Annotated in this window: 28 protein-coding genes; 10 read left to right on the top strand and 18 right to left on the bottom strand. The window is 55.2% G+C overall.

From position 1 onward, the window contains the following. Positions 1-22: 22 nt before the first annotated feature. Together G7064_RS00940 and G7064_RS00945 are read right to left on the bottom strand one after the other, a co-directional pair. Positions 23-382 (bottom strand): DUF4920 domain-containing protein, encoded by a 360-nt coding sequence (locus tag G7064_RS00940; RefSeq protein ID WP_240935636.1) that lies wholly within the window; start codon positions 380-382, stop codon positions 23-25. A gap of 220 nt (positions 383-602) precedes the next feature. Beyond that, positions 603-1,388: a hypothetical protein gene (locus tag G7064_RS00945; protein WP_166072082.1), complete on the bottom strand. Its 786-nt coding sequence runs from the start codon at positions 1,386-1,388 to the stop codon at positions 603-605. A gap of 108 nt (positions 1,389-1,496) precedes the next feature. Here G7064_RS00945 and G7064_RS00950 point away from each other — a divergent pair, with 108 nt between their 5' ends. The 4 genes from G7064_RS00950 to G7064_RS00965 all read left to right on the top strand — a co-directional run bounded on the left by G7064_RS00950 (position 1,497) and on the right by G7064_RS00965 (position 3,523). After that, entirely contained in the window at positions 1,497-1,850 is a 354-nt protein-coding gene (locus G7064_RS00950; protein ID WP_166072084.1) for a hypothetical protein, read from the top strand. Then, positions 1,843-2,175, top strand: coding sequence for a hypothetical protein (locus tag G7064_RS00955; RefSeq protein ID WP_166072085.1), 333 nt, complete (start codon positions 1,843-1,845; stop codon positions 2,173-2,175). The genes G7064_RS00950 and G7064_RS00955 overlap by 8 nt, the downstream gene beginning before the upstream one ends. A 3-nt stretch (positions 2,176-2,178) precedes the next feature. Then, positions 2,179-2,697 (top strand): GNAT family N-acetyltransferase, encoded by a 519-nt coding sequence (locus tag G7064_RS00960; protein WP_166072086.1) that lies wholly within the window; start codon positions 2,179-2,181, stop codon positions 2,695-2,697. Between the two features lie 181 nt (positions 2,698-2,878). Then, positions 2,879-3,523 carry a heme-copper oxidase subunit III gene (locus G7064_RS00965; RefSeq protein ID WP_133273027.1) on the top strand — a complete coding sequence of 215 codons (645 nt, stop codon included), beginning with the start codon at positions 2,879-2,881 and terminating at the stop codon, positions 3,521-3,523. A 75-nt stretch (positions 3,524-3,598) separates the two neighbouring features. Here the strand turns inward: G7064_RS00965 and G7064_RS00970 are convergent, their stop codons facing one another. Then, positions 3,599-4,015, bottom strand: a complete 417-nt coding sequence (locus G7064_RS00970) for a TonB family protein (RefSeq protein WP_166072087.1) — start codon at positions 4,013-4,015, stop codon at positions 3,599-3,601. An 84-nt stretch (positions 4,016-4,099) separates the two neighbouring features. Continuing rightward, positions 4,100-6,343 (bottom strand): gliding motility-associated C-terminal domain-containing protein, encoded by a 2,244-nt coding sequence (locus tag G7064_RS00975; protein WP_166072088.1) that lies wholly within the window; start codon positions 6,341-6,343, stop codon positions 4,100-4,102. 162 nt (positions 6,344-6,505) lie between these two features. Here G7064_RS00975 and G7064_RS00980 point away from each other — a divergent pair, with 162 nt between their 5' ends. After that, positions 6,506-8,089 carry a M1 family metallopeptidase gene (locus G7064_RS00980; protein WP_166072089.1) on the top strand — a complete coding sequence of 528 codons (1,584 nt, stop codon included), beginning with the start codon at positions 6,506-6,508 and terminating at the stop codon, positions 8,087-8,089. Next, entirely contained in the window at positions 8,077-8,544 is a 468-nt protein-coding gene (locus G7064_RS00985) for a hypothetical protein (protein ID WP_166072090.1), read from the top strand. The genes G7064_RS00980 and G7064_RS00985 overlap by 13 nt, the downstream gene beginning before the upstream one ends. Before the next feature lie 67 nt (positions 8,545-8,611). On the opposite strand, the gene G7064_RS00990 is transcribed toward G7064_RS00985, so the two are convergent. Further along, positions 8,612-9,247 carry a hypothetical protein gene (locus G7064_RS00990; protein ID WP_133273022.1) on the bottom strand — a complete coding sequence of 212 codons (636 nt, stop codon included), beginning with the start codon at positions 9,245-9,247 and terminating at the stop codon, positions 8,612-8,614. A gap of 123 nt (positions 9,248-9,370) precedes the next feature. On the opposite strand from G7064_RS00990, the gene G7064_RS00995 reads away from it, so the two are divergent. Beyond that, a complete protein-coding gene (locus G7064_RS00995; protein WP_133273021.1) occupies positions 9,371-9,838 on the top strand; it encodes a hypothetical protein in 468 nt (155 codons plus the stop codon). A 26-nt stretch (positions 9,839-9,864) separates the two neighbouring features. Here the strand turns inward: G7064_RS00995 and G7064_RS01000 are convergent, their stop codons facing one another. The 3 genes from G7064_RS01000 to G7064_RS01010 all read right to left on the bottom strand — a co-directional run bounded on the left by G7064_RS01000 (position 9,865) and on the right by G7064_RS01010 (position 12,200). Then, positions 9,865-10,335 (bottom strand): DUF2147 domain-containing protein, encoded by a 471-nt coding sequence (locus tag G7064_RS01000; protein WP_166072091.1) that lies wholly within the window; start codon positions 10,333-10,335, stop codon positions 9,865-9,867. 126 nt (positions 10,336-10,461) lie between these two features. Beyond that, positions 10,462-10,905, bottom strand: a complete 444-nt coding sequence (locus tag G7064_RS01005) for a DUF2147 domain-containing protein (protein WP_166072092.1) — start codon at positions 10,903-10,905, stop codon at positions 10,462-10,464. 713 nt (positions 10,906-11,618) lie between these two features. Then, a complete protein-coding gene (locus G7064_RS01010; protein WP_166072093.1) occupies positions 11,619-12,200 on the bottom strand; it encodes a C40 family peptidase in 582 nt (193 codons plus the stop codon). A gap of 203 nt (positions 12,201-12,403) precedes the next feature. Here G7064_RS01010 and G7064_RS01015 point away from each other — a divergent pair, with 203 nt between their 5' ends. After that, positions 12,404-14,215: a M61 family metallopeptidase gene (locus tag G7064_RS01015; protein ID WP_240935638.1), complete on the top strand. Its 1,812-nt coding sequence runs from the start codon at positions 12,404-12,406 to the stop codon at positions 14,213-14,215. An 81-nt stretch (positions 14,216-14,296) separates the two neighbouring features. Here G7064_RS01015 and G7064_RS01020 read toward each other — a convergent pair whose 3' ends face one another. From G7064_RS01020 to G7064_RS01050, 7 genes are all read right to left on the bottom strand, one after another. Continuing rightward, the gene (locus tag G7064_RS01020) at positions 14,297-16,231 is read right to left on the bottom strand and encodes a KUP/HAK/KT family potassium transporter (protein WP_166072094.1); all 1,935 of its coding nucleotides are present in this window, start codon (positions 16,229-16,231) and stop codon (positions 14,297-14,299) included. A 60-nt stretch (positions 16,232-16,291) separates the two neighbouring features. Continuing rightward, entirely contained in the window at positions 16,292-16,672 is a 381-nt protein-coding gene (locus G7064_RS01025; protein WP_166072095.1) for a hypothetical protein, read from the bottom strand. Then, a complete protein-coding gene (locus tag G7064_RS01030) occupies positions 16,636-16,803 on the bottom strand; it encodes a hypothetical protein (RefSeq protein WP_166072096.1) in 168 nt (55 codons plus the stop codon). The genes G7064_RS01025 and G7064_RS01030 overlap by 37 nt, the downstream gene beginning before the upstream one ends. A gap of 106 nt (positions 16,804-16,909) precedes the next feature. Continuing rightward, positions 16,910-17,554: an FKBP-type peptidyl-prolyl cis-trans isomerase gene (locus G7064_RS01035; RefSeq protein WP_133273014.1), complete on the bottom strand. Its 645-nt coding sequence runs from the start codon at positions 17,552-17,554 to the stop codon at positions 16,910-16,912. A 280-nt stretch (positions 17,555-17,834) separates the two neighbouring features. Further along, a complete protein-coding gene (locus tag G7064_RS01040) occupies positions 17,835-17,972 on the bottom strand; it encodes a hypothetical protein (protein ID WP_165963573.1) in 138 nt (45 codons plus the stop codon). Positions 17,973-18,114: 142 nt separating this feature from the next. Further along, a complete protein-coding gene (locus G7064_RS01045; protein WP_166072097.1) occupies positions 18,115-18,942 on the bottom strand; it encodes a polysaccharide deacetylase family protein in 828 nt (275 codons plus the stop codon). 108 nt (positions 18,943-19,050) lie between these two features. Beyond that, positions 19,051-20,106 (bottom strand): OmpA family protein, encoded by a 1,056-nt coding sequence (locus G7064_RS01050; RefSeq protein ID WP_166072098.1) that lies wholly within the window; start codon positions 20,104-20,106, stop codon positions 19,051-19,053. A 219-nt stretch (positions 20,107-20,325) separates the two neighbouring features. Between G7064_RS01050 and G7064_RS01055 the strand changes: the two genes are divergently transcribed. After that, positions 20,326-21,567 carry a PmoA family protein gene (locus G7064_RS01055; protein ID WP_205711153.1) on the top strand — a complete coding sequence of 414 codons (1,242 nt, stop codon included), beginning with the start codon at positions 20,326-20,328 and terminating at the stop codon, positions 21,565-21,567. 36 nt (positions 21,568-21,603) lie between these two features. Beyond that, positions 21,604-22,380: a cupin domain-containing protein gene (locus G7064_RS01060; RefSeq protein WP_166072100.1), complete on the top strand. Its 777-nt coding sequence runs from the start codon at positions 21,604-21,606 to the stop codon at positions 22,378-22,380. Positions 22,381-22,424: 44 nt separating this feature from the next. Here the strand turns inward: G7064_RS01060 and G7064_RS01065 are convergent, their stop codons facing one another. The 3 genes from G7064_RS01065 to G7064_RS01075 all read right to left on the bottom strand — a co-directional run bounded on the left by G7064_RS01065 (position 22,425) and on the right by G7064_RS01075 (position 26,199). Beyond that, positions 22,425-23,330, bottom strand: a complete 906-nt coding sequence (locus G7064_RS01065; protein ID WP_166072101.1) for a glycosyltransferase family 2 protein — start codon at positions 23,328-23,330, stop codon at positions 22,425-22,427. Between the two features lie 487 nt (positions 23,331-23,817). Further along, positions 23,818-24,855, bottom strand: a complete 1,038-nt coding sequence (locus G7064_RS01070) for a methyltransferase domain-containing protein (RefSeq protein WP_166072102.1) — start codon at positions 24,853-24,855, stop codon at positions 23,818-23,820. A gap of 60 nt (positions 24,856-24,915) precedes the next feature. Then, the gene (locus G7064_RS01075) at positions 24,916-26,199 is read right to left on the bottom strand and encodes a M20/M25/M40 family metallo-hydrolase (RefSeq protein WP_166072103.1); all 1,284 of its coding nucleotides are present in this window, start codon (positions 26,197-26,199) and stop codon (positions 24,916-24,918) included. Positions 26,200-26,268: the final 69 nt, after the last annotated feature.

A 26,268-nucleotide genomic window follows, 5' to 3' on the forward strand; every position in this document is an offset into this window, starting at 1 on the left:
CTCAGTTAGTTTAAGTTAAAACTTAAAGACTCTTTTCCATCACTAACACGCCATCGGCCTCAAAATTAAGCTGTTGCTCTGGCTTGGTAATCGCGGCCACTTCCTTTTCTGATTTACCGGCGTCGGTGGCGTAGTGGCGCAAATCGTTTACGGGGACGATTTCGCGGTGAGCCCAGCCGTTGATGACCACTGTTTTGCCGCTGATGTCTTTCGGTACAAAAAAACCATAATCCTTAAAGCGGACGCGCATTTGCTTGCCGTCGGCAATGGCTATGGTCATCCAGCAGCCCTTCGCCTGGCACACCTCAGTAGCCTTGCCAACCAGCTTTACCTGCGCCGAATCTTTGGTGCCCAGCAATTGGGTGAGCTGCGCGACGGGCACAGCATTGGCGGCCGTGATTGGCGCCCCATATGTCTTGCCACCCTCAACTGCGGCGCTGGGGGCATTTTCTCATCAGTAGCCGGGGCCGACACAGCGGTGCTGGCATCGGAAGTAGGGGAGGACTGGCAGGCAGCCAGTATCGCTACGCTGGCTAGCAACAGAAAAGACTTAGACATAACGGATTGGGTTAAAGGTCAGAAACAGCCCCCGAATATAGGGCTTACGGCTGATTGCCGGCATTGCGGGCGGTGAGAAGCCGTGTCTCGGCTAGCTTACCGTTCTTGTTGTAAACCTCCGTTTTGACGATGCCCACGGCTGGGGAGTAATAATCGACCACGCGGGTTCGGGTACGCATCACCATATCCTCGCGGGGCGCCGTGCTGGCCTCGCGCTCCGACTCTACCTTGTAGCACTGAAAGGTGCCGGCCGGAGTGACCAACGGAGCCGGCCCACTGACGATCCGGCGGCGGCGCACCGTGGTATTTACCTGCGCGATGTTCACGGCTGTACTGCTGACTTGCACGGATACGCCGCCACCGGGCAGCATGGTGCCCACAGTAGGCTGATTAGGCCAAGCCAGCCCCACGGGGGTATAGGCCAAACGACGGTCGCGGAAGGAAGAGAGGTTTTTGAACTCTATTTCACTCATGCCGTCGGTGAAAGTTGTATCCTGGCGGCAGCCGTAAGTAAGATCCTGCATGCGGATCAGACGGTTTCTAACATCGTAAAAGCCGCTTTTGACCAAAGCTGTATTGGTTGTGATGGTTTTCTTTTTGTTGGTCTGACTTCCCAGGCTTACCACGCGTTGCCGAATGGTGCCCGCAGGCTTACCGCGGTCATCGGTGATAGAATACACCAGTTCCATGTAGCTAGCCAGGCCGAATGGATGAGTGCAGTCGAGCGAGGAAGAAGTAGCCGGGGTAGGTATTGAATCCTGCGCTTGGGCGGTTAGGCCCGCCAAAACTAGGGCACAGGAGCTTAGTAAAGAGCAATAGGAATAGGGCATGAGAGTAAGGTTTTAGATAACCAGGGCAGCTACAGCTGAGATTTCATACGTTATATTGAATATAGCAGATGATAGCCGAATGCACAAGATTGCGTTTGCCCCTGGCAGGTGGTAGCTTTCGAACCCAATCAAAACCGTGCCTCAACTCGCACGTTTAGCAACTGGGCTCGCGTGTCGGGCCGTATTTCCTACCCTTATTCTAACCAACTCATGGCTGACTCTTCCTCGCAAAACGCCCCAAACTGGGCCGATACCGCTGCCTCGCTGCTTTCCAAACTCTCAGGTGGCGTTGAGCTTTCCTGCGCTTTCGACCAGATAGAATTGCAAGTGCCCAACGCCCAGAACCCCGCAGCTCCTGCCGCTACTTGGCGCCTGAATGGCTCTTTGCGAATTCGCACCCGCGGCGAAAACCCCACCGGTGGCCAACAATTGCCCCCCAGCAACCCTTCCAATCTTGGTTAAGGGCCTGGAAATAGACGCACGCCTGGTCATCTCTTATAATGATGACCACGTGCAAGTGGCGGGAACGGGCAATTACCTGATTGTCAATTTTCCTAATCAGCGCGTGCTCGACGCGGCCACCAGCGGTCCGCCCGGCCCTAAGAAGCCCAAGCCGCCCGGCTTCGATCCGTTGCAGCAACTTCACAATCTGGCGCGCACGCTGGGCTTGGTGCTGGAGTTGCGGGTAGCCGGCAAAACCCACGTTACGTTTGGCATTGGCGGTGCTCCCAAAATTCACTTCAACGCGGTGCTCGGCAAAATCGGGTCATTCTTCCGGGGGAACTGATTCATGTCGGAGCTACAGATTCGTCCGGCCGTAGCTGCTGATGCGGCCGCCATTCAGGCTCTCTATATCAGGGTAGCGGAGGAAGGTGGGGGCTTGGCGCGGCAGCCGGCCGAGATTACGACTGACTACGTGCATACTTTTCTGACGCGCAGTCTGGCTACGGGTGTCGCCTTGGTAGTGGAGCGGCCGGATGGCGTCGGTTTGGCCGGTGAAATTCATGCTTACTCGAGCGGCTTGCAAATATTCGCGCACGTGCTGGGCGAGCTGACCGTAGCCGTGCACCCTCAGTTTCAGGGGCAGCAGCTAGGGTACCGTTTGTTTAGTGCATTATTGGCTAACACTCGGCGGCAATACCCTCACGTTCAGCGCGTAGAGCTGCTGGTGCGCGAAAGCAATGGCCGCGCAATTGCCCTCTACGAAAAGCTTGGTTTTCAACAGGAAGGCCGCTTGCTGGGGCGCGTGTCCGTAGTGCCGGGGCAATTCGAGGCTGACATTCCCATGGCCTGGCATGCGCCGTTATAGGGGTAAAAAGATTCGGTCCAGTGACGAGTAGAGAGTACCAAAAATTCGCACTAAAAAAGGCTGGTCGGCGGCGGCTGATTTGCGTATCTTGAATACACCAAGCAGCAGCTTTTGACCCGTATTCCCGGAACTAAAGGCCGCCGGATTGGTTTGCCCAAGCACACGCTGTCATCTTCAGCTAATGAATTCCGATAAAGACCCTAGAAATAAAGTGGGCGCGGGCCGGCCAGCATCCACATTTTCCCGCATGGAGCGTATGCCACCCATGCAGATGCTGCTGTATCTGAGTATGATAGCCAGTACGGTACTGTTTGTGGTGCTTGCTACGGCCTATGCCCAAACGCGCTTCAACAGTGCCATGCCGCAAGGCATGCACCCGTTTCCGCGCTATTTCTCCATCAGCACTATCGTGTTGCTGGTCAGCAGTTACACGATTAGCCAAGCCCGTCGGCTTTATCAGCAGGACGATGTGTCGATGCTTACCCGCTGCCTGGGTGCTACGCTGCTGCTGGCGGCCATTTTTGTGGGTTTGCAGGGGCTGGGATGGCGCGAACTGATTGCGCAGGGCGTGTTCTTCAATGGTGAAGCCAGCGGTACGTATGTGTATCTGTTGTCGGCGCTGCACATTCTGCACCTGCTGGGGGGCGTTTTATTTTTGATGATTCTGTTTCTGCGCACCGCGCACGCAGCCCGCGACGGCGTCCGTACGCTGGTGTTCATTCGCAATCCTTACCGCCGCCGCCAAATCCAGATGCTGGGCCTCTACTGGCATTTCTTGGATGGCTTGTGGGTAGCGTTATTTGCGTTGTTTCTGTTCTTATATTAGGCTTGAATATCTAAAAAAAAGCCCCCCATAAATGTATCTGGGGGGCTTTTTTGGTTCAATTCTGATGCTAGTCGGTTATTGCTTGGGGGCTTCGGTGCCGGGAGCCGGGAAAACGACTGGTAGCAGCATGCTCATGCCAGGCGGAAACACATTGAGTAAGTGCGGCGGCATGGTTTTAATCACGCGGATGGCCTCGGCGTCGCAGCTGGGCTCCAACGACTTGGCAATGCTCGGATTGATGATTTGGCCGGCATCGTTGCGCTCAAAGCGCACGTGCACCGTACCGGCGACGCCTTTAGCTCGGGCCTGCTCGGGGTAGCGGGTATTTTCGGCCATATACTTCCGCAGGCCATCAAAGGGGGTAGCCTTGCGGGCCGGCGCCGCCGCCTGAGCCTTCGCAGGTGCAGCTTTTGTACTGGTTTGAGCCAAACTGGGAACGGTAGCGGCCAAAAGCAGGGCCAGCACAAGGCCAGCATTCTTGGTAAAAATCATATCGAAGCAAAGAGGAAGACGGGTAGAGTCGTACAAAAGTAATGCTAGAGTACGGCTCACCCTATCAGCACCGCTTTGCTGCTGCTACCTCGCAATGGTAACGTTGCCTTTGTAGCGCCGCTTGTCGGTATACACAATCAGGTAATAGTAAGCCCCAGCGGGCATATTGCTGCCGTCCCAGCGGAAGGTGCGGCTTGTGGACGAGTACACCTGCTTGCCCCAGCGGTTGAAGATCTTGATATCCGAGAACTCGGCGTTGCAGAAGTTGGGGGGCAAATCGCGCAGCTCGAAGTAGTCGTTGGTGCCGTCGGTATTGGGCGTGAAGATGTTGGGGGGCAAAAAGGTCAGCGTATCCGCGCTGGCCACCTCAAAACGCACCGTTCGCTGCTGCCCCACGGGCGAGCAGGTGGCTTCCCGCAGCTGAAACGTAACCTCCAATGGAATATCCAGCGTGGTCTGGTCGCAGTTGGGCTCCCAACGGAATATGCCCGTAGCCCGCCCCGCCCCGTTGGTAGGCACGAAGCTCATGCCCGCAGCCGCCAAATCGAAGTTGTTGCCCGCCGCTGTCAGCGTAAGCTGGTCCGAATCGGCATCGAGGCCTTCCAGCGTCGCCTCAAAAAAGCCCCCCAGCACCCGACGAATGACTATTGGCTCGGCGCTGAGAGCCGCCGGAAAATCGGAGGTAAGCGTGGGCGGCCGATTATCGTATTGCACTTGCACAGGTATCACCATGGAAGTGGTCTGGCGGTCGGCGCAGGGCGAGCCCGTCGCGGCCAGCTCAAACTCGAAAAGGCGTTGATTAGTGGTAGGGCAGGGTACGCGCCAGCTGAATCGGCCTTGCACCTGATTTCCGCTCAGTGCTTGCGTAAGTTGGGCTCCGACTGCTGCCGCCTGAAAGCCGCGCCCGGCCATGGTAAGCGTAATTGGGTCGTTTTCGGGGTCCGTGACGGCTACATCAAACGTTATCAGGTCGCCGGGGCGGGCGCGCAGGGGGAGCTGGCTGGCAGTAGTAGTAATGCGCGGCGCGCCATTGGGCACCGGCGCCGACGTAAACGCTACCCGAACTGTGTCGCGCTTGGGGAGGGCACAACCATCATCCGCCACAATTACATCGACAAAAAATACTTTGCCCTTTGTGTCCAGACAAGCTGGGAAACACAACCGCGACACTAATGTATCGGGGGCACCTGGAGAACGCACTAGGCCTTGGGTAATACTCGCGAAAGTGGGGAGAGGGCCAGTAAAGTTTACGGGATTTAGCGATAAGGTCAGCTGTGAGGTAGGGTTGGGGTCGGTGAAGCGCAGGCCAACGCAGCGGTCGGAGTCGGGTTGTAGGCGTAGCGTATCGCGGCCGGGCTGATAAGTGCGCCGGCTATTGGGCGCGAGTACTACCATTTCAGGCGGAATATTGCTGGGGCAGTTCAGCACTTTCAGCTGAAAATCGCGGCGTACTTCCCCAATCTTCTCGCCCTTGCGATACTCGGAGCATTTTATGCCAAACACGAACAGCCCGATTTGGGTGGGCCGCACTTCCAACCGACCCGTAAAACGCCCAATACTCAGCGTTGGAGTGCCCGGAATCTGGTTGAGGGTGCCGAGCCCAGGGTTCCAATTTATGGAAGCATACGGCGCTGGTGCCGCTACAGCCGGCTTTGGATCGGCGGGGTCAGAGCTGCCATTGAGCGGCGTTACTAGCTCATATACCAAGGAATCTTTGTCGGCGTCCTGGCCGCTGAAGTTGTAGTAGAATAAGTCGCCTCGGCAGGCGTAGTCGCTTAGGGGAGGAAAAATGCGGGGCGTGGAATTGACAAAGGGCTGCCCATTGCGCACCACGGCCGGAAACTCCAGATAAAAGGTTTGACCCGCATTGCCGGGGAGCACGATATTATTGATGCCGTTGTTGCGGCAGCAGCGTTCCACCACTGCATAATAGCCGCTAGCGTTGTTGTAAATACTGGCCGGCAACTCAATCGAGCGGCTGTATACCAAGCTGCGGGTGCTTAATGAAGGCTGGGTGCAAGCCGGATTGGTATAGGCTACGAAGGTGTTGGAAGTAAGTGGCAGCACTACATTTTGCAACCGACGGTTCGTGCCTTTCTCAAAAATACTAACCGTTAGATCCTGGTCCAGTGCGCCAGGATTGCCGTTTAGAGCATCAAAGTACAGGTTCAACGTAATGCGATACGTGCTGCCCGCCTGAAACTGCAAATCCAGCTCACCGCCAACAATATGGGTAGCTGCGGCCTTGTGGGCAATAAAGCTGCAAGCCAAAAGCAGCACAAGCCGCAGCCGGTTAGCAGCAGTAAGAAAGCGTAGAGGTGTAAGCATTAGTCGAATAGCTTGGTAATCAGAGCGGAGTTGTCTTTAAATATACAACTTGCGGCCCTGGAACCCACTTTCTCAGCCCAGAGTTTTTAGCATACCCGCGACTATCTTGGTCCTCCGAAAAGGGTGTCAGCTTTAGGCGCCCTTTATCTTTCCTTTTCCACCATGACGCGCCTTCTGCTTTTCTGGGTTTGCTTGCTACTAATGGGGCAAAATGCCCAGGCACAACGCTCTGCCTACCGCCCGGTAGCCGCCGATCTGAATGGCTCGGCGGCCCGTAGCTGCGCCGAAACACACTTGCGGACCAGTACCAGGCAGGAGCTGACCACGCCAGCCCACCGCCGCCTCATGGACCGCTACGATGTGAAGTACTACAAGCTGGACCTTGCCCTGGAAAATAACGCCCGCACCGTGGGCGGCTCCGTGCGGCTGCGGGCGCGCACTGGGGGGCAAAATCTGGATGTGCTGGCTTTTGAACTGCACCCGGCGCTGCTGCTTGACTCGGTGCTGGTGAACGGGCGCCGCACTGCCCCGCCCCGCCGCGAGGCCGGCGACGTGAGCGTGACGCTACCGCAGCCAATAGCGGCCAACACTTTATTCGATGCCGTTATTTATTACCACGGCACGGCTCCCAACGGTAGCTCCGCCGCCATCGGCAATGCCCTCGACACGCGCTATGTTTCCCGCTACGATGTGAACGTAACTTGGAGCCTAAGCGAGCCTTTCCACGCCTACGAGTGGTGGCCTTGCAAGCAGGTGCTCACCGATAAAGTTGACTCCACCGACGTCTGGATTACTACCAAAAACCCCAATAAAGTCGGCTCCAATGGGGTGCTGACGCGTGTAGTGCCACTGCCCGATAATCGTAGCCGCTACGAGTGGAAGTCGCGCCATCCCATTGCTTACTACCTCGTTTCAGTGGCCGTAGCGCCTTATTTGGAGTATGTGAACTATGCTAATTTGCCCAACGCCGTGCGGGTTCCTATTGTCAACTACGTTTACAACCAGGCGGCGCTCAATGATAACCGAGTGGAAATAGACCGAACGCCTGGTTTTCTGGAGAACTTCTCTGCACTGGTAGGGACGTATCCATTTGCCAATGAGAAATACGGGCATAGCATGGCACCCATCGGCGGGGGCATGGAGCATCAAACCATGACCACTCAGGATGGCTTCAACTTCACGCTCACCGCCCACGAACTGTTTCACCAGTGGTTTGGCAACAACGTAACCTGCGCTTCCTGGGAAGATATTTGGCTGAACGAAGGCTTTGCGTCCTACGGCGAATACCTGTCGTTGCAGGCCTTGTCCACGCCCCAATCTGCTCGCCAATGGATGGATCGGGCACATGAGCAGGTGCAGTTTCGGATAGATCCGATCACGGGTGTGCTCACTAATACGCCCGGTGGCAGCGTACGCGTACCCGATACCACCAGTGTCGGCCGCATATTCGATCAGCGCCTGAGCTACAAAAAAGGTGCGGCGGTGGTGCACATGCTCCGCTACCTGCTCCACGATGATACCAAGTTCTTTCGGGCCCTGCGCACCTTTCAGGCAACGTATGCGGGCCGCACGGCCCGCACCGCCGATTTACAGCGCGTGTTTGAGGTGGAGGCCGGCCGCTCGCTGGGGGCTTTTTTCAGCAATGGTACGCCGGCGAAGGCTATCCAATATTCAGCGTCCGCTGGAATCAGGTGGGGGGCAATTTGTTGCTGCAAACCACTGAAACTACCTCTGTGCCCAACGTGACGCCTTTCTTCGAGACCGAGCTGGATTATAAAATCACCTTCGATACGGGTACTAGCCAAATGGTGCGATTACGCCAGAGCAAGCTAATTTCAGCCTTTAGCGTGCCAGTTGTGGGTACCGTTACCGGCATCGAGCTCGACCCTGACCAATGGGTGCTGAACGCAACGGGCCCTATTATGCGCAACACCGCTTTGGTCAATATTGGAAATGAAGAACCCGCTCTGGCAAGTGTTAGCGCTTTCCCTAATCCCTGCCGCGACTATCTTGAGTTGGCTGATCTGTCAGAGCCAGTGGAAGCTTTGGTGATAGACGGCGTGGGGCGGCAGGTGCTGCGCCAAGAGGTAAGTCCAGCCGCTAGCCAACTTCATACGCGCCCATTGGCTAGCGGTCTGTATCATCTGTTGCTGACCAGTAGTACGGGCGAGCAAAAACGGCTACGGTTTGTTCGTGAATAATAGTTGATAATGTCATAAAAAAGCCCCCCAGTGTATAGCTGGGGGGCTTTTTTATGACATTAAGTACCTATTGACGAGCGTACTCTGCAATACGAGCTTGCACTTGCTCATCAGCGGGCGGCAGCTGGTACACGGCCGCGATTAGCTCGTCGAACGAACGTGCCGGCGTGAAAATGTCGTCGTGATACGGATTGGCGAAGAACCGAATGAAGCCAGGCTGCCCATTAATGCTGATCAGATCGATGGTAATGCTGCCGTAGCGCTGATTGCACCGGCCTGTTTCTGAGCAGTCATTGGGCTGAGGCTTCAGAAAGTGCTTGTCAATCGTTTCGGTGTAGGTGGGGTGCTCCAGGGTGCGCAGGTCAGAGGTGGAGAGGTTGTAGCCGAGCTGTAGCACCCGGTCGCGGGTGAAGTCGAAGAAGTGACGAAAATTACCCGGTCCAATGCTGGGATCGAAGAAAAAAATAGCCCCCTGTCGACCGCAATCCGTGATCAGCTGTACGCGCAGGCCCTGGCTGCTGCCTACCCCGGCTTTGCGAAAGTGATACGCTTTAAAGTAAGGGCCAGCCCAATTCAAGTAAACCCGATCAGCGAGCCATTGCTCGTGTCGTTTCACCTGGGCCGGCGTGCGCACGGCCGGCTGCCAGTCGGTCCGGGTAGGAGCCGAGCTTTGACTTAATAGCTGTTTTAAAAAAGTAAACAAGAGCGATAGAGAGGGATTATAGGGAGCAACATTACCCGTCTGAAATAGTTTTTTCGGTGAGGTGCAACGTGCGGCTCAAAATCAACATCATTTATCATTTTATCCTTCAGCTATTCTATGCAAATGACTGCCAAACAACGCACTGCGCTGCGTCAGCAATTATTAGCCGAATGTCGGCGGGCCCAACAGCAAAAAGCGGATACCGCCCGTGAAGCTATGCTCCTGGTGCAGGAAAGCGCCAATGAATCGCAGGGCGCCATTGAAGATAAGTTCGAGTCGTTTCGGGAGGCCTGCCACATTCAGCGCGACCTGTTTGCTCGCCAGCTAGACGAGGCCCTTACTGGCTTACAAGTGTTGCAGCGTGTGTCAGACGTGCGTCCTTCTACGGATAAGCCCAGTTTAGGCTCCGTAGTGGTTACCGATACACAAACCTTTTTTATCGCTCTGAGCCTGGGAGAGATAAAAGTGGAAGGGCAGCCTTACTGCGTTATCTCCGCCTTCTCGCCCATCTTTCAAGCAATGACCACTGCCCGGCCCGGCGCGGCTTTCTCTTTCCGCGGTAAGTCGTATCAAGTGCAGGCGGTTTATTAAGAGCGGCGTTAGATAATAGGCGCTACTTATTTGGTGGCCCCTATTGTTTGCGGCTTCACCCGCGACCAGTAATGGGAGCGCCCAATCAGGGAGAAACCGATGTAGCCTTTCACTTCCATGCGGTCTTTGCTGACCATGTTGAGGTAGCATGAATAGGTGCGCCCATTCATCGGGTCATAGATTCGGCCGTCTTCCCAACGCTCATCATCGGGGTCATAGCTTAGGTTTTGGATCACCACCAGATTGAGCAAGGGCTGATCACGCTTTTCCGGTTCGGGATTGCGACGGTCGGTTTTAGGCAAGTTGGTGGTCGAATCCTGTGGCTCGCTCAGCCATACCAACCGCCCGCAGAGCTGCTTCGAGTTGCCACACCGATAAATCTCGACGTGGGTTTCGCCCGCGTCATCTTTCCACACGCCCAGCGGAGAGTGGGTTTGGGCGGCTGCGCCCCCTATGGTTGCCAGGCACAGCAACAGCGTAAGGAAGAGGTGTTTCAAGAAAAAGGAAGTGTAAAGAAGAACCCGCCGCACATAGCTTACCTGAGTTTTGGAAGCAGTAAGGTACAAAAAAGAGCGACGCCCCGGTTGGGAGCGTCGCTTGTACGTGCTAAGGGGAGGTGCAGTTTATTTTACGCGGGTCCAAGTCTGGGAGCGGCCAATCATGGAGAAGCCGATGTAGCCTTTCACCTCCATGGTGTTGGCGTTTTCCATCTTCATGTAGCAGGAGTAGGTTTTACCCGTCTCGGGGTCATAGATCTTGCCATCGTCCCACTTATTGCCTTCATCGTACTCAAAGCCCTGCATGAACACGAGGCCCAAGCGGGGCTTGGAGCGCAACTTCGGATCGGGGTTCATCGAGTCGGTTTTGGGCTTGCCCGTGGCCGGATCGTTGGGAGTAGTCAGCGACACGATTTTGCCGCACAGCTTGTTACCGTTGCATTTGTAGATTTCGAATGTGGCCTTCTTTTCAGAGTTAGTCCACGTGCCCAAGGGCGAGAGTGACTGGGCCGAAGCCAATCCAGAGAAACCCAACAGGAGGGTTAAACAGAGGAACAAGGTTTTTTTCATGTGTTAATGGGTAGGATTTGTGGGAAAAGATAGAAGAAAACTCCTGAATTATGGTAATCACCCAAGAGGTTCTGTTAATGCTGGGCTTTGCAACTTTGAGGCCAGCAACATTTTGGGAGGTGGCAGGAGCAAGGCCCAAATTTTATTGGATAAAAAACTGCCTGATCCTCAGCCATCTGGCCAATAATATTAGCTCCCGCGCTAAAAAAAGGCTTTTTAATTTTGAACCATCCGAGGGTCTTTTAACTTTACCGACCAGTAGTGAGTGCTACGACCTCTTTCAAGGGTCCCTAAGGTGCTGGGAAACGCGATTGAGGGATGTCGGATCTAAAGAAAGGAGGTACAAAATGTCTAGTAGTCCCAACCAAGTCCTGCCAAGCCTGTCGAATGTAGTCCGCTTCACCGCCGGACGCGCTTAACAACAGCTTTCGCGCGGAAATACGCTTTAACTCAGCTTTTTCCCGCATTCTGGCAAGGTCTTACACATAGGATGACGGGGCTGAACCCCAGACTCGTCGCTTGGTAAGATTTGAAGGATTAGATGCCCGGTTCGCCCAGCAGCCTTTTAGTAGGTTCTGCACAGGCGACCGGGCATCGTTTTTTGGTTCATTTCGCTCTGCGTTCACGAAGTGCGGCAAGAACGTTTCTTACATAAAAAAAGCCCCCAGAAATGTATCTGGGGGCTTTTTTGTTTTTGTTAATTCGATAGGAGCTTACTCAGCATCCAACACGCGGCGCACACCCATAAAGCGGCGTGCGTAACCGGTTTCGTCTACCGCACTTATTTTAACACCTGACTGACGGCGGGCCGAGGAGGAGTGAATGAAGCGGATGGGCTCGCCAGGTTTGGAGATGATAATGCCCGCGTGGCCGGGTTCGGTGGCGTCTGACGCGGTGCCCGTAAAGATAACGAGGTCGCCGGGCCGGGCTTGGCTGCGCGGAATGGGGCGACCAGTGTTGATAAGCATGGCTGTGGAGTGAGGAACATCAATGCCAAAACGGCCATACACGTACATCACAAAGCCGGAACAGTCGAAGCCGGCGGTAGGAGTGGCGCCCGCATACACATACGGGGTGCCAAGCTGCTCCATGGCAAATCGCACCACACTATCGGCGCGCGGCACAGGCTTATTGCTGACCCATACGGCGGCCCGGGCCCGAGCCTGGGTGGCTGGAGTATTAGGGGCGTACACGGAAGCTGCCTCAGCTGGAGCTTTAGAGGGCTGGTGCTGCCAAACCAACAAGCTGAGCATCAGCGCAGCTAAGCCGATAAAGGTGATCCAGACGTAGCGCATTTGTAAGTCTGGCAAGCCGTGGGGTGAACGGCCTACCTGAGCGCCTTAACGGCGCAGGTTGGGCGCGGGTTCCGAGGAGCCAAGTACTGGCATGCGCTAAAAGGAGGCTGGGGGGCAAATTTCGGCGTTACTTTGCAACTCTGGAGGCTTTCCCGAGTCTAGCCGTTCAGGTATTCCTTTGTTCACTCACACCCTTCCATTTCATGCCTCATTATCGTTTTCGCTTGGTGCTGGTTGCCGCACTTCTGCTACTTTTTTGTCAATTCAATTCCGTTTTGGCGGCGCCCACCCTGCGCTACACCTTAGCCATGCCCGCTCCCCAAACCCATTTTTATGAAGTGGAAATGGCGCTGGGAGGCTTTGGTAAACAGTTCACCGATGTCAAAATGCCCGTGTGGGCTCCCGGCTCTTACTTGGTGCGGGAGTTTGCCAGGCACGTAGAGGGCTTCGAGGCCACGGCCGGCACAAACAAGCTGCGCACTGAGAAGATCAATAAGAACACGTGGCGCGTGTATCATCCGCGCACCAAAGATTTTTCTGTTCGCTACCGCGTGTATGCCTACGAGCTGAGCGTGCGCACCAGCTTTCTGGACGCCGCCCACGGCTACCTTAACGGTACCAGCGTGTTCATGTATCCATCCGAAGGCAAAGATCTGGCGAGCACGCTCACCGTGCAGCCCGCTGTCGGCTGGAACCAGGTGACCACCAGCCTGAAGCCTGTGGCCGGCGGGGCGCCGTTCACTTTTAGCTCTACCAATTACGACGAGCTGGCCGACTCGCCCATCGAGATTGGCACGCATAAAGTACTATCGTTTGAAGCCAACGGCACGCCTCACACCATTGCCATGTTTGGCAATGCGCGCTACGACGAAGCCAAGCTGCTCACCGATATGAAGCGGGTATGCGAGGAAGCGCACCGCGTGGTAGGAAAGAACCCGCTGGACCGCTACGTATTCATCATTCACAACATTGAGCGCGGCACTGGTGGCCTGGAGCATTTATTTTCGACCACTTTATCCGTGTCGCGCAATGCCTATAGCACCGATGCGGGCTATAAAGGCTTTCTGAGCTTGGTTGGTCACGAATACTTTCACCTCTGGAATGTGAAGCGGATCCGCCCGGTGGCGCTGGGACCGTTCGATTACGACAAAGAAAACTACACGCGTATGCTTTGGTTGAGTGAAGGTGGCACCAGCTACTTCGGCGACATCATTGTGCAGCGGGCCGGCTTCGTGACGCCCAACGACTACCTGGCGAGCCTGAGCAATCGCATTACTCGCGTCGAAAACCAGCCGGGCAATAAGCTGCAATCGGCCAGCGAGTCGAGCTTTGATTCCTGGATTAAACAATATCGGCCCAACGAGAACTCGTCCAATTCCACCATCAGCTATTACGACAAGGGCGAGCTGATTTGCACCGTCCTGGATTTGATGATCATCAACGAAACCAAAGGGCAGAAAAGCCTCGATGACGTGATGCGCTTCCTGTACCAGCGCTACTACGAGCAGCAGCGCCGTGGCTTCACCGACGAGGAGTTTCAGGATGCCGTGGAAAAAGTGGCCGGCCGCCGGTTCGACGAATTTTTCCGCACCCGCGTGTACGACACGCAAACCCTCGACTACACCACGGCCTTAGGCTACGCCGGCCTGACGCTGGCCACTGAGCAGGCAGCCGCCAACGCGGGCATTCTGGGAGCCAACGTAAGCACCACGGGGGGCAAATTGACCGTGAGTAGCGTGCTGCGCGATGGCAGCGCCTGGCAAGGCGGCCTGAACGTGAACGACGAAATTCTGGCCCTCGATGGCAACCGCCTTTCCGACGACCCCAACAAAGCCCTAAACGGCCGCGCCGCCGGCACCGAAGTAAAGTTGCTGGTCGCCCGCGATGGCCAGATGAAAGAGCTGACCTTCCCGCTGCTGGCCGCTGCTGGTCGCCGCTTCCGCGTGGAAAAGCTGCCAAACCCCAGCGCTGACCAACAGGCCGTATTAGCCAAGTGGCTGCGCACGGCTCAGTAGCCTTATTATTTTTACAGTATCAAAAAAGCCCCCAACTACGGCTGGGGGGCTTTTTTGATACGAGCTATGGTTAGGCGAGTGTTAACGTATACGCTCTAGCGCCACTTCCCGAACGGGCGTAATCACCAGCGGCACTTTCTCCACTTTCACCGAGCTCGTATCCAGTCCGAAGTATTTGTCTTCGGAGGCAATAAACTGCTTGATGTAGAAGTAGGCCTGCATCACGAGCTTCTCCACCAAAGGAAACTCATTTTCGACCGAAAGAAACTTCTCCAGCACCACGAAACGGAAGTCGCCGGTTACGTGCTGCTTGCTCAAGGATTCGTAGCGGGAGGTGATGTCCACTTCCTTGTTGCGCACCATCTCTTCCACCACTTTGCGGAAGTAAAGGTTGATGCGCTGCTCCACCCGGAACCCCAACCGGAACGTGATGCGGAAGGCATCGTCGGGGGCCAGCTCTACCACTTTGTACTGCATCGTGTAGGGCTCGTCGGTGGTGTCTACGTGCACAAACCAGTAGATATCAGCTCGTTTGGGGCGCTTCTGAAAGATGGAATAGATAATCTTGGACTCGATTTCCGTGGTGCGCTCGGCCGAGGTCATGAACACCAGGTGGGTCGAGTATTTAGGAATAGAATCGTCGTCGCTGAGGTCTTTCAGCGCCTGCATATAGGGTTCTATTTTCACAAACTCTGTGAGGCGACGCTTAATATAAAACGCTTTCAGCCACACATACATCACCCCAATCAGCGCCAGTCCGATAGCCAGCGATACCCAGCCGCCGTGCGGAAACTTGATAAGGTTAGCAATCAAAAAAGCTCCTTCAATCAGGCCATATACCACTGCAAACAGCACCACGATGGGCATGGCCACCCGGCGCGAGCGGAGCCACACCACCAGTAGCGTGGTCGTCATGAGCATGGTGAGCGTGATGGCCAAACCGTAGGCCGCTTCCATGTTTTCGGAACGCTGGAAATACAGCACCACCCCAATGCAGCCCAGTAATAAGAGCCGGTTCATGCTGGGTACGTAAAGCTGACCCTTCATATCGGTTGGGTAGTTCAGCTTTACTTTAGGCCACATATTCAGGCGAATAGCTTCGGCCACCAGCGTAAAGGAGCCCGTAATCAGAGCCTGAGAGGCAATAATAGCTGCCATAGTGGCTATGCCAATACCGATCAGCAGAAACCACTCGGGCATCAGCTCATAAAACGGGTTGCGGCCACTGAGCTTCTGTCCCTGATGCTCGATTAGCCAAGCACCTTGCCCGAAGTAGTTGAGCAACAGACAGATTTTTACGAAAATCCAGCTGAGACGAATGTTGCCTTTCCCGCAGTGCCCAAGGTCAGAATACAGGGCCTCGGCTCCGGTGGTGCACAAAAAAACGGCTCCCAGCAGCCAGAATCCGCCCGGAAAGCGCACCAACAAATCGTAGGCATAGGCGGGGTTGGCAGCCTGCAGAATGCCAGGATGCTCCGCAATCCAGGAGACACCCAAGATGGCCAGCATGCTGAACCACACAAACATGATGGGCCCAAATGCCTTGCCCACTATCTGAGTGCCAAAGCTTTGCATTAGAAAAAGCGCCGCCAGAATCGCAATTACAATCGGCACCGTCGGAATATCCGGATACACGGCCTCCAGCCCTTCTATGGCTGATGAGACGGAAATAGGCGGCGTAATAATGCCGTCGGCGAGCAGAGCCGCACCCCCAATAATGGCGGGTACGGTAAGCCAGGCTGCCCGCCGACGCACTAAGGCAAAGAGCGAAAAAATGCCCCCCTCACCGTTGTTATCGGCGTTGAGAGTGAGCAGCACATACTTGATAGAAGTCTGTAACGTCAGGGTCCAGAAGACGCAGGAAATACCACCGTACACGAGGCGCGGATCGATATTGCCCGGCACAATGGCCTTCATTACGTATAGTGGCGACGTTCCAATGTCGCCGTAAATAATACCCAGCGCGATAAGCAAGCCGCCGGTAGAAATGGCAGTATGCGAGTGTTTAGCGTCCATGAAAGTGAGGGGGATGTAATAAAGCTAAGCCAGGTAAAAAACGCCCAAATGTAAGGCAAATCAGTTCGTGGGCTCTACCCCATTGGGTGGAAGAGCCGGTAGCCCCGAACCGGTGTTTGTGTCGGCTTCGGTGGGGGGCAAATCTAGGGCCCAGGCGGCCACGGCTGCGGCAGCCGCTTCTTCGTGGCGCCGCCGGATCCGCCGGTTGGTTTCAGCCGCCAGCTTCTGCCAGGGCAGCGGGTCGCCAGCCAAAGCGAAGTGAAGCGCCTCCCGACCAGCCCGGTACAAGCGCAGCCGATTAGTACCACGGCTGCCGTAAGCCAGCAGCAATGCCCCCGCCGTCAGGCCCAGCGCGGCCGGCACGGTGCGCAGCCAGTTCTGCAAAAAGGCCAAAGCAAAGCCCGCTAAGGTAATGCCCCCAGCAGGAACCACAGCAGCCACCGAATGGGCTTGAGCTCCACGGCGTCCAGCTCCAGGAGGGCAAAGCGCTGTCCATCCACTTCCAGCGCGTCAGCCGTCAGGACCAGGCGACCGTTGGCGCTACGTAGCGTAGGTTCATCAGAGGGAAGCATAGCTATTGAACCGGGTTGACCTGTATTGTATTGGAGATGCAAATATAAATTGCCCCCAGCTGGCCACTACGAGCAGTTGGGGGGCAATTTCAATTGGGAGCCAAGCTTACTTGTTCACCTTCAGTAGTTCCACATCAAAGATCAGCGCCGAGTCGGGGCCGATGTCGCGACCGGCGCCACGCTTTCCGTAGGCTAAATCCGAGGGGATGTACAAGCGCCACTTAGAGCCTTCGGGCATGAGTTGGAGAGCTTCTGTCCAGCCAGCAATTACGCCATTCACTGGGAAAGAAGCGGGTTGGCCGCGCTGGTAGCTGCTGTCGAATACCGTACCGTTGGTGAGCGTGCCGTGGTAGTGTGTGGTTACGTTGCTGGTGAGCGAGGGCTTTGGGCCCGAGCCTTCTGTCAGCACTTCGTATTGTAGGCCGCTGGGCAGGGTGGTTACGCCGGGCTTGTTCTTGTTTGCGGCGAGAAAATCTTCACCAGCTTGTTTGTTATTCATAGCATTTGGGTCGTTTACGGTGCCGTTGCCGTCACCTTGTTGGTCGTCTTGGTCTTGCATTTGGCTCTGCAGCTGCTCCATGGCATTGCGCATCTGATCCTGCGTCAGGCGGCTGGGTTGTCCGGCCAAGCCTTCTTTCATGCTGCTGGCCAGCACGTCAATGTCCAGATCAAGGCCTTGCTGGGCGAAGTTGCGAGCCAAATCGCGCCCAATAATGTAGCTGATTTGCTCCTTGAGGCTTTCTAAGTTCATAAATTACATGTTATGCTGATTGAGCAGATTTCACAGATCCAAGGTGAAATGAAATGCCAACCCGGCGGTGGAAGGGGAGATGAACGACCCGGCGGAGGCCGTTGCTACAGTGAAGTACCGAAAACCGGCTCGAATGGATGTGGTTTTTTTATTCTTCTCCACTAACTCCCTGATTTTGACTGATGCTTTCTAACGAGGGCAAAACAAAACGGGTCCCGCTATGCAGCAGGACCCGTTTCAATCAATAAAAAAACGACGCCGAAATACGCGGCTGAGAAGCTTAGCAGTAATAGCACTCTTCCTCGTCCCGCAGGTCGAAAAACAAGTTAAACTCCCGTACCTGCGCGGCCAGATAGCCCAAGGAACCTAGGCCTCCCAGCAGTAAAAGCGACGAAACGGTGGCAGTGCTCTTTTTCATGTCAATGATGTATGTGGTACTCTATCAGTTTGTTGACTACAAAGGTAATACGTAAGTGTTACAAAAATGTTATGCAAGCATAACTAATTTGTTGCCGCCTTTATCCCAAGCTCAGCTGTAGCTTCCGATGTCCAGTCCCGTTTTATCCGCGTGGCTTCTTAGATGATTCGACGGGCTGACTGACTTTAATCTTTTCCGCTACCTCCACCATCGGAGCCACCCAGATATCCTTCTCATTGGCTTTGAGATAGCGCAGCAGCTGGCGGTGCGCCTTCAGATCCACGTTCAGGCTGTGCCCGCCGCCCACGCCATGAAACAAAAACACCAGCACCGTGCGCGACTGCTGGGCTTTCTTCACCAAGTCAATCAAGTAGTCGCCCGATTGGCCATTAATCATGTAGCTGTCGATGTTGGTTAAGTCCACCTGCGCGGCCGTTTGCAGCCCACTGGTAACGCCGCGAGCGGCCACAAAATCGTTTTGTAGCTGGTCATAGAATTTCACACCGCCAATTTGCAGATCGCCGCAGGGGTAAGCGAAGGTGCGGGCCGTTTTACCGTCGATGGCTGTCAGGAGCGTGTTCATTGTTCGCACTTCGCTCACCGCGCGGCTCACCGTGTACTTGCTCAGGTCGTTATCGGGCGTCACGAAGCTGCGGCCGGGTAGGCTGCCGTCGCAGGGGTGCATGAGGGCGTGGTTGCCTAGCTCATGGCCCCGTTTGGCCGCTTGTCGCCACTCATTGAGCCGTTTACCTACTACCGGCGAAGAGCCAATGAGGTAAAATGTTCCCCGCAGCTTCAACGAGTCGAGCGCCGGAATGGCGTTGTCCAAGTCTACGTCGATAGCATCGTCATACGTCAGCACTACCGCGCACTGCTTGTTATTCCAAGTGCCAGCCGCCTGGGCGAAAACTGCCGATTGGCTTGCCAGCCCTATAGAAGTGGCTAGGCCGAGAATTTTAAGAAAGCGCATGCGCTGAATAATAAAAGTTGACGGTGTCCGCATTGCCTGGGCAACCAAAGCCTAAGTTTAGCACATTCGGGCCTGGAAATACCGACTCAGAATGAGCGTCTAGGCGAATTATTGGGTGGCTTCCACCTCCACGCGTCGGTTGCGGGCGTCGGGGGAGCGATAAAGCGGACGCTTGTCGCCATACCCGGCGGTACTGATGCGCTCGGCCGCAATTCCTGACTTTACCAGGTAAGATTTTACTGCCTCAGCGCGCTGCACCGATAATACCTGGTTTTTCTGGGGCTCTCCAATTTTATCGGTGTGGCCAGATACCCGCAGTTTCAGCGTAGGGCGCGCTTTTAGCTCGGCAGCTAGCTGGTCGAGAGCCGGAATAGCAGTGGGCAGCAAATCGGGCGTACCTAGCTTAAACAACACCGTGGGCAATACGATTGGCTTGGCGGAAGGGGCTAGAATGGGTGCCGCTGGACGTGCCGTATCAACCCGTGCAGGAGCGGGAGCGGCGGCTGGTTTCGGCGCTTCAGAGTTACCTACATTAATAGTGATTGGCACTACGGAACTCTCACTGGTCGCAAAATAGCCTTGCTTCAGATAGAAGGTAGTGGTCTTGCTGAGCTTGGTGCGGTAGGTGTTGCCGGTGGCCACGCGCTGCTTCAGGTCTGGGTCGGCGTACCAGCGCACATCCTGGCCCGATACCCGTATCGTGCTTTCCGTATTAGTAGGCACCGTGGAGGGCGATTTTAGCTTGATGCGGTACAAGGTAAACGTGCCCATGTCGCAGTCGCCCACGGGGCGGTAGGCCGCATTGCCCGTTAGCTTTTCCTGATTTGGGTCGTAGGTAAACGTGATGGAGCCATCACACCAATAGTTGAAGGGTGTCTGGCCGGTTTCGCTAAGCTTGCGGGTATGGGTGAGGGCTGCCCCGTTTTCGGTGCGGGCGCCCTGCATTTCAAACGTAACCGTCATAGTCGGGTTACCACCCACCTCCTGATACAGGACCCCAAATATCTTGTCGTCTTTGTTTTGCTGCAAGCGAAGCACAGCCGGCCAGTTCCCTTCTTCATAGGGGTCGGTTTCGACGCCCTGCCACTCGCCCGCCAGCGACTGAGCCTGCACGGGCCCGGCAAGCACCAGGGCAAGTATGGCACACCAAAAACTGAGTTTCATGCCTGTATACCTGAGTTTAGCGTATTCTTTTAGGCTTAAATACGAAGCTTCCATAAGAAGGTGAGGAGCATGAATAAGTTGCTTCTAACGCACCACTACCACAAGTTTAGTATACTGCGCCCCCGACATCAATAGCCGAAAAATCGTCTGGTCCTCCTTGGGTGGGGGGCTTTTTTGCCTGATTCCTCAACCCCTTGCTCCAACTCCAGCAGTATGAAGATGATGAAATTCTGGCTGATTCTGGGTTTCACTTGCCTCAGCACCAGTGGGTTTGGGCAGCGTATTGCAACGCTGGAAGTCACTCTGCCGCGCGCTACCAACAACCAAAGCGTGCCGGTTCAAGTGAAGCTAGATGGCCTTACTTCCCTGTCAGATTCAAACCTGAGCCTAGTAGAAGTGAGGGGCAATACCCGTATCCCGGTGCCTCACCAAATTGAGAAAACCAAGGATCGTATTCTTCATTGGAACGTTGCAAATACTGATACTACAACCACCAAGCGTACCTACGAGCTCAGGCTTGGGGTTAAGGAAAAAACGCCCCCCACCATCAAAACAATCGATAAAAACGGGGCTTTGCTTGTGCAGGCCGGCGCGAAGAACCTGCTCCAGTATAATTACAAAACGGTTTACCCGCCCGCTGGCATTGACACAGCCTTTAAGCGCAGCGGCTTTATTCATCCGCTCTGGTCGCCCCACGGACAGGTATTGACCCGCATTCAGGCTCCCGACCATTACCACCACTACGGCATCTGGAACCCCTGGACGCACGTGCTATTCGAAGGCGACACCGTAGATTTCTGGAACCTGAAAGACCGGAAGGGCACCGTGCGCTTCACGGGCTTAGTGTCTAAAACCAACGGGCCAGTATTCACCGAGTACTTGGTAAAGCAGGAGCACGTCGCGTTTAAAAAGGATGGGAAAGAGAAAGTAGCCCTGAACGAACTGCAATCGGTGCGGGTGTATCAGCCCAGCAATGCCGATTACTACATCGCTGATGTCACCATCAACCTCACGTGCGCCAGTGCCAGCCCGGTGCGTCTGCTCACCTACCGGTACGGCGGCTTTGGCTGGCGAGCTACCGAAAAGTGGAACAAGGACAACAGCGAAGTGCTTACTTCGGGGGGCAAATCCCGCAAAGATGCCGACGGCTCCACTGCCCGCTGGTGCATCGTGCAGGGCCAATTGGATAGCGACTACGGCGGAATGGTGATGCTGTCAGCTCCCACCAACTACAACCACCCCGAGCCGCTGCGCGTGTGGCCCGAAACGCAGAATGGTACGGGCGACGTGTTCGTGAATTATTCGCCCACCAAGAACAAAGACTGGCTTCTGAGCCCCGGCCAAACCTACACGCTGCGCTATCGGCTGCTCGTGTTTAATGGCCACTACACGAAGGAGCAAGCGGAAGCCAACTGGCAGTATTTCAGCCAGCCACCCACCGTTTCCGTGAAGCGTAAGTAGCTGTTATTAGCTTGGCCAAATTTGAAATCTTAACCTATGAAAACTGCTTTATTTTTTATGGGAGCCCTGTTTCTGGGCAGTTCTGTTCTAACGACTGACTTGACTTCAGCGGTGTATAGAGGCACTGCCCAAACCACGGAAAAAGGCGGAGAGCGGGTTTCATTCATGAAAGGCAGCACCCTCGACCTGACGGAGCTGGAGGTGTATACCTTCACCTTAAAAGCCGGACAAGTAAACCAAGCTCAGCCAGCCGCCACCGATGCGGAAGAGTTAATAGTAGTGAAGGAGGGAAGCCTAGCCGCCACCATTCAGGATTCAACTGAAACCCTCGGGCCCGGCGGCGTCATGCTTATTAGGGCCGGCGACAAACAACGCCTCCGCAACGTATCTGGCGCGCCAGCCACCTATTATGTGCTGCGGTACAAGTCGAAAGACGGCATTGACCGGCAGCGGGCCAGGGCGGGTGGCGGCTCGTTTATGAAGGATTGGGGCCAGTTTACAGTCGTGAAAACCGATAAAAAGGAAACGCGCCCCGTTTTCGACCGGCCTTCCACCATGTTCCGGCGGTTTGATGTGCATGCCACGATGCTTATGCCCGGCATTGCCAGCCATCCGCCGCACACGCACCGCACCGAAGAAATTATCCTGATGATACAAGGCAGCGGCGAAATTTTAATCGATCGGAAAGCGCACAAAGCCGCGGCGGGCGACGTGGTTTTTCTAGAAGCCAATGTGCCCCACGCCTTCACTAACACCGGTAAAGGACCTTGCGGCTATTTTGCCATTCAATGGCACAGCAATGCGGAAAAGTAGCCGCATATAATAGGTTCTAGGGGGCTCAAGTAGACAGCCAGAGCTTACGTTTTTCTAAGTAAGAACTTAACGTAGAACTTTAGAATATGATAATAGACAGACGGATGCTTGCTTAGTTTCAGTGCCTGAAGCAAGTGAAAATGCGCCTGCGACCAATTCTGTGACTCGTGTAACAAGTGGTAGGCAGTGCCAATACCAAAATTGGCATAGTAGCGCTTGGATAAAGCTAGTATGCGGTGTCGGTCCGACTTGGGCACATGCTGCTGAATACGCGCCATCACGTTCATCAGATCCGGTATGATTTCGCCAGAGCGGGCTTTTTCCCAACTGATAGAGTTGGTATGGCCCCGATATTCAGCCAGAATTTCCGGTATATAAGCTACAGGATAATGGGCGGCAATGCGCACCCACATTTCCCAATCTTCGCCATAACTAGTACCATAAAAGCCCCCCAGCTTCTCATACACTGCCCGGCGTACTGCAATAGACACATACTGCAGGCGTTGGTACTCGGCAATGCGCAGAAGCCAGTTGGGCAGAATGCCGGCAACTTCTGCTACGGGTGGCGGAGCATGCTGCCGTTGCCCCTGCTCGTTGATAGAAGCGTAGTGCGTGAAAGCCGCGCCCGCCTCAGGATACTGCTCAAAAAGCTGCGTAAGTTTCTCATAAAACCCCGTCACGGTGCGGTCGTTGCCGTGCAGCAGGTGAACCAGGTGCCCCTGCGCCCGATTGATGCAGGTTTCAAAGTTACGGAGGCTGCCCACATTCACTGGCTGCCGGAAATAAAGCACTCTGCCGGCGCCCACCGAGGCTACCATGGCAGCCACATCTGCGTCTGTACTGGCATCATCTACTACCTCTATCTGCATTGCGGCGGGCCCCGGATCCTGCGCTAGAACACTTAGTAGTGCCTCCTTCAGATACCCGGTACAATTATAAGTGGGTATCATCACCGACCATAAGGGTCGGGCTACATTGCCTGCAACAGGTGCGATTATGGGAGGAGAGGTTGGGATTCGCATAACTCACTGCGCCTGCAACACGATCTAATTTAATAGGATAAGCATGCCTGTTTGCTATAAATACGGATAAAAGCAGCAGGTTAATTTGAGGATTACAGATTAATATACATAATAGCGAAAAGCCACCTAGAAATGGCCTTGATCGAAGTCATTTCTAAGCTCCACAAGCGTAGTTTTTGTTATTGCCCTCTCAAATTACAGCGTAGGCAGCATTTAAGTTCTGACAAAATTAAAACAACATTAAAGTATAACAGTAATTACGCTGCAAGACAAAACCTCTAGCGCCTGCATGAATAGCTATTAACCCTAGCCGTTGGCGAATAGCAACTGGTAGCATTTTAGACGCTCGGGATGGGTATGGGGGGCAAATTCAACTGTCAGTTATCCACTTGTATTCACAAAACCAGCGGCTACTTTAGCAGCAGCTGGTGGCTGTCGCACTCGGGGCAGTCGCAGGGGCCGGACCGCACGGAAACAGGCCGAAGTGCTGCTCTTTGGTGCCATCGACGCGAAAATGGGTGCCATAGCGGGTGCGGCTGAGCATATCGGCGGTGTTGCCGCACACTAGCTGTGGCCGGCCCGCCTCAAAAACATGGTGGTCGTCGAGTACGAAGCGGTGTGGGTTGTCGGCTGTGCCCAGGTAGGTAGCCACTTGTCCGTAGTCTTCGCACTGGTCTTCTAAGTCGAGTTTGAAAGCCCGGATAGTGAGCGAGTAAAAAACGATATTGCCCGTTTTCTGCTGAATTTCGGGGTTGTCGATGGTCAGGACGCGCTTAGCCGTGAGGCGGTAGTCGCGGATGCCAAGCTGCATAAGCAGGCGGCGGAAGTCTTCAATATACATGGCTCCGCTCAGGCATTCGCCGTACAGCACCGGATCGTGGCGCAGCGCTTCGGGGATGCGGCGGTCGGAAAACACATCCGCGATGTACAGCTCTCCACCCGGCTTCAGTACCCGGAATATCTCGCGGTAGGTGGCGGCTTTATCGGTACTCAGGTTCAATACGCAGTTACTTACCACCAAATCGATGCTATTGTCGGCGAGGCCAGCGCTGCTCAAATCCTCAATGTAGCCGTGACGAAACTCCACGTTGGGCTGGGTGTACCCAAACCGAGTGGTGTGAGCTGCTACATGCCGTCGGGCCACCGCCAGTTGTTCCTCCGTCATATCCACCCCGATTACGTGGCCCTGCTCACCTACCAAATGGGAGAGCAAAAAGGCGTCGCGGCCGCTGCCCGAGCCTAAGTCGAGCACGGTGCAGCCCTGCACGGCCTCGGGCACGCATACACCGCAGCCGTAGTATTTCTCGAGCACCTCCGGCTCCAGCGTGGCTAGTATCTTTTTGTGAGCCGTCGGGATGTCGTCGGTGCAGCAGGCATTGGTTTTTAAATCCTGATTAGTGCGCAACTGCGTACCATAGTAGTCCTGAACCTGCTGCTGAATCTGTTGCTCCATGAGAATTGTAGATAGGATAAATGCTTTCACGAACGCCGTGGGGGGCAAATTTGACAGCGGTTACCGCGTGAGTCGGTAAATCATCAGGGCGGCGCGCTCCACTAACATCGGAAACTCCTTTAAGTTGATGGTTTCGCCCGCCGCGTGCGCACCCTTGCCCGACACGCCCAGGCCATCCAGACAATCGACGTACTGCGCCACGTAGGAGATGTCGCCGGCGCCGCGGGAGCCAGGGTCGCCGGCCGCTACGGGCCCGAAGCCTAAGTCGCGGCTCACCTGGTCGGCGAGGGTCGCTAACTTCTGATTGCCGGCGGTAGGAGCCATACCTGGCAGACCATCGGTAAAGGTTATTTCGGCGCGGGTTTGGGGCAGATTCTCGGCCACGATGGCGCGCATCTTCGTGCGGGCTGCTTCCTTTTGCTCCTCAGTCAGAAAGCGTAAATCGCCGGTTACGGAGGCGGTAGGAGCTATAATGTTGGTTTTGCCTACCACTTCACCGCGAGCTTTGGCCTCGTCGTAGTTCACCTCCGAGCCGCCTACCATCAAGCCGGGGTTGAAGGTGAGGTATTGCTCCTTGCTCAGGGTTTCCCGAAATGAATTCAGAATGCGGGCTGCCTCATAGATGGCGCCATAGCCTACTGTGGGCTTAAAAATGCCCGAGGAGTGAGCCGCCGTGCCGTATGTTTTGAGCTGCCAGGTGCTGCTGCCGCGCCGCGCCGTGGCAACGGTGTGAAGATTGGTTGCCGTTTCAAACGCCAAGGCTACATCGGCCTCTTTGGCTTTAGCAATAAAGTCGGCGCGACTCTCGGGGCCTTTGCCGCCGCGCTCCTCATCGCCGGTGAAGTAAGCGGTGATGGTGGCGTCTTTCAGCAATCCGTTGGCGTGCAAGGCTTGGAGTGCCGCCAGAATCACCACGTTGCCGCCTTTCATGTCATTTACCCCTTGCCCGGTGGCGGTGGAGTCGTTCAGGCGGGTGTACTTAGTAAAGGGCATGTCCAGCTCAAACACCGTGTCGAGGTGGCCGATGAGAAACAGCTTCTTGCCCTTCTTCCCTTTGCGCTGGGCCACCAGATGACCTGCGCGGTTCATGGTTTCAGGCATGGCTACCCACTCAGTTTTGAAGCCTATGGCGTCAAATTCCTTCTGAAAGACCGTGCCCACATCGCGCACGCCTTTCAAATTGAGCGTACCGCTATTGATGTTCACCACCTCCTCCAGTAGCTTCTCACTCTGCGGCATATTCTGCTGCACCGACGCTACAATCTTACGTTCGGTGCTGGTAAGCTTTTGAGCTTGTGCAGCGAAGCAAAAGAGAAGGGCGGAGGCAAGTAGGAGTTTTTTCATGGTGTGTGGTAAGGGAGTTTGGGGACAGAAACGAAAGATAAAGCTGCGGCTTAATTGAGGCTATTATCT

The organism is Hymenobacter sp. HDW8 (assembly GCF_011305775.1).
GTDB lineage: Bacteria > Bacteroidota > Bacteroidia > Cytophagales > Hymenobacteraceae > Hymenobacter > Hymenobacter radiodurans.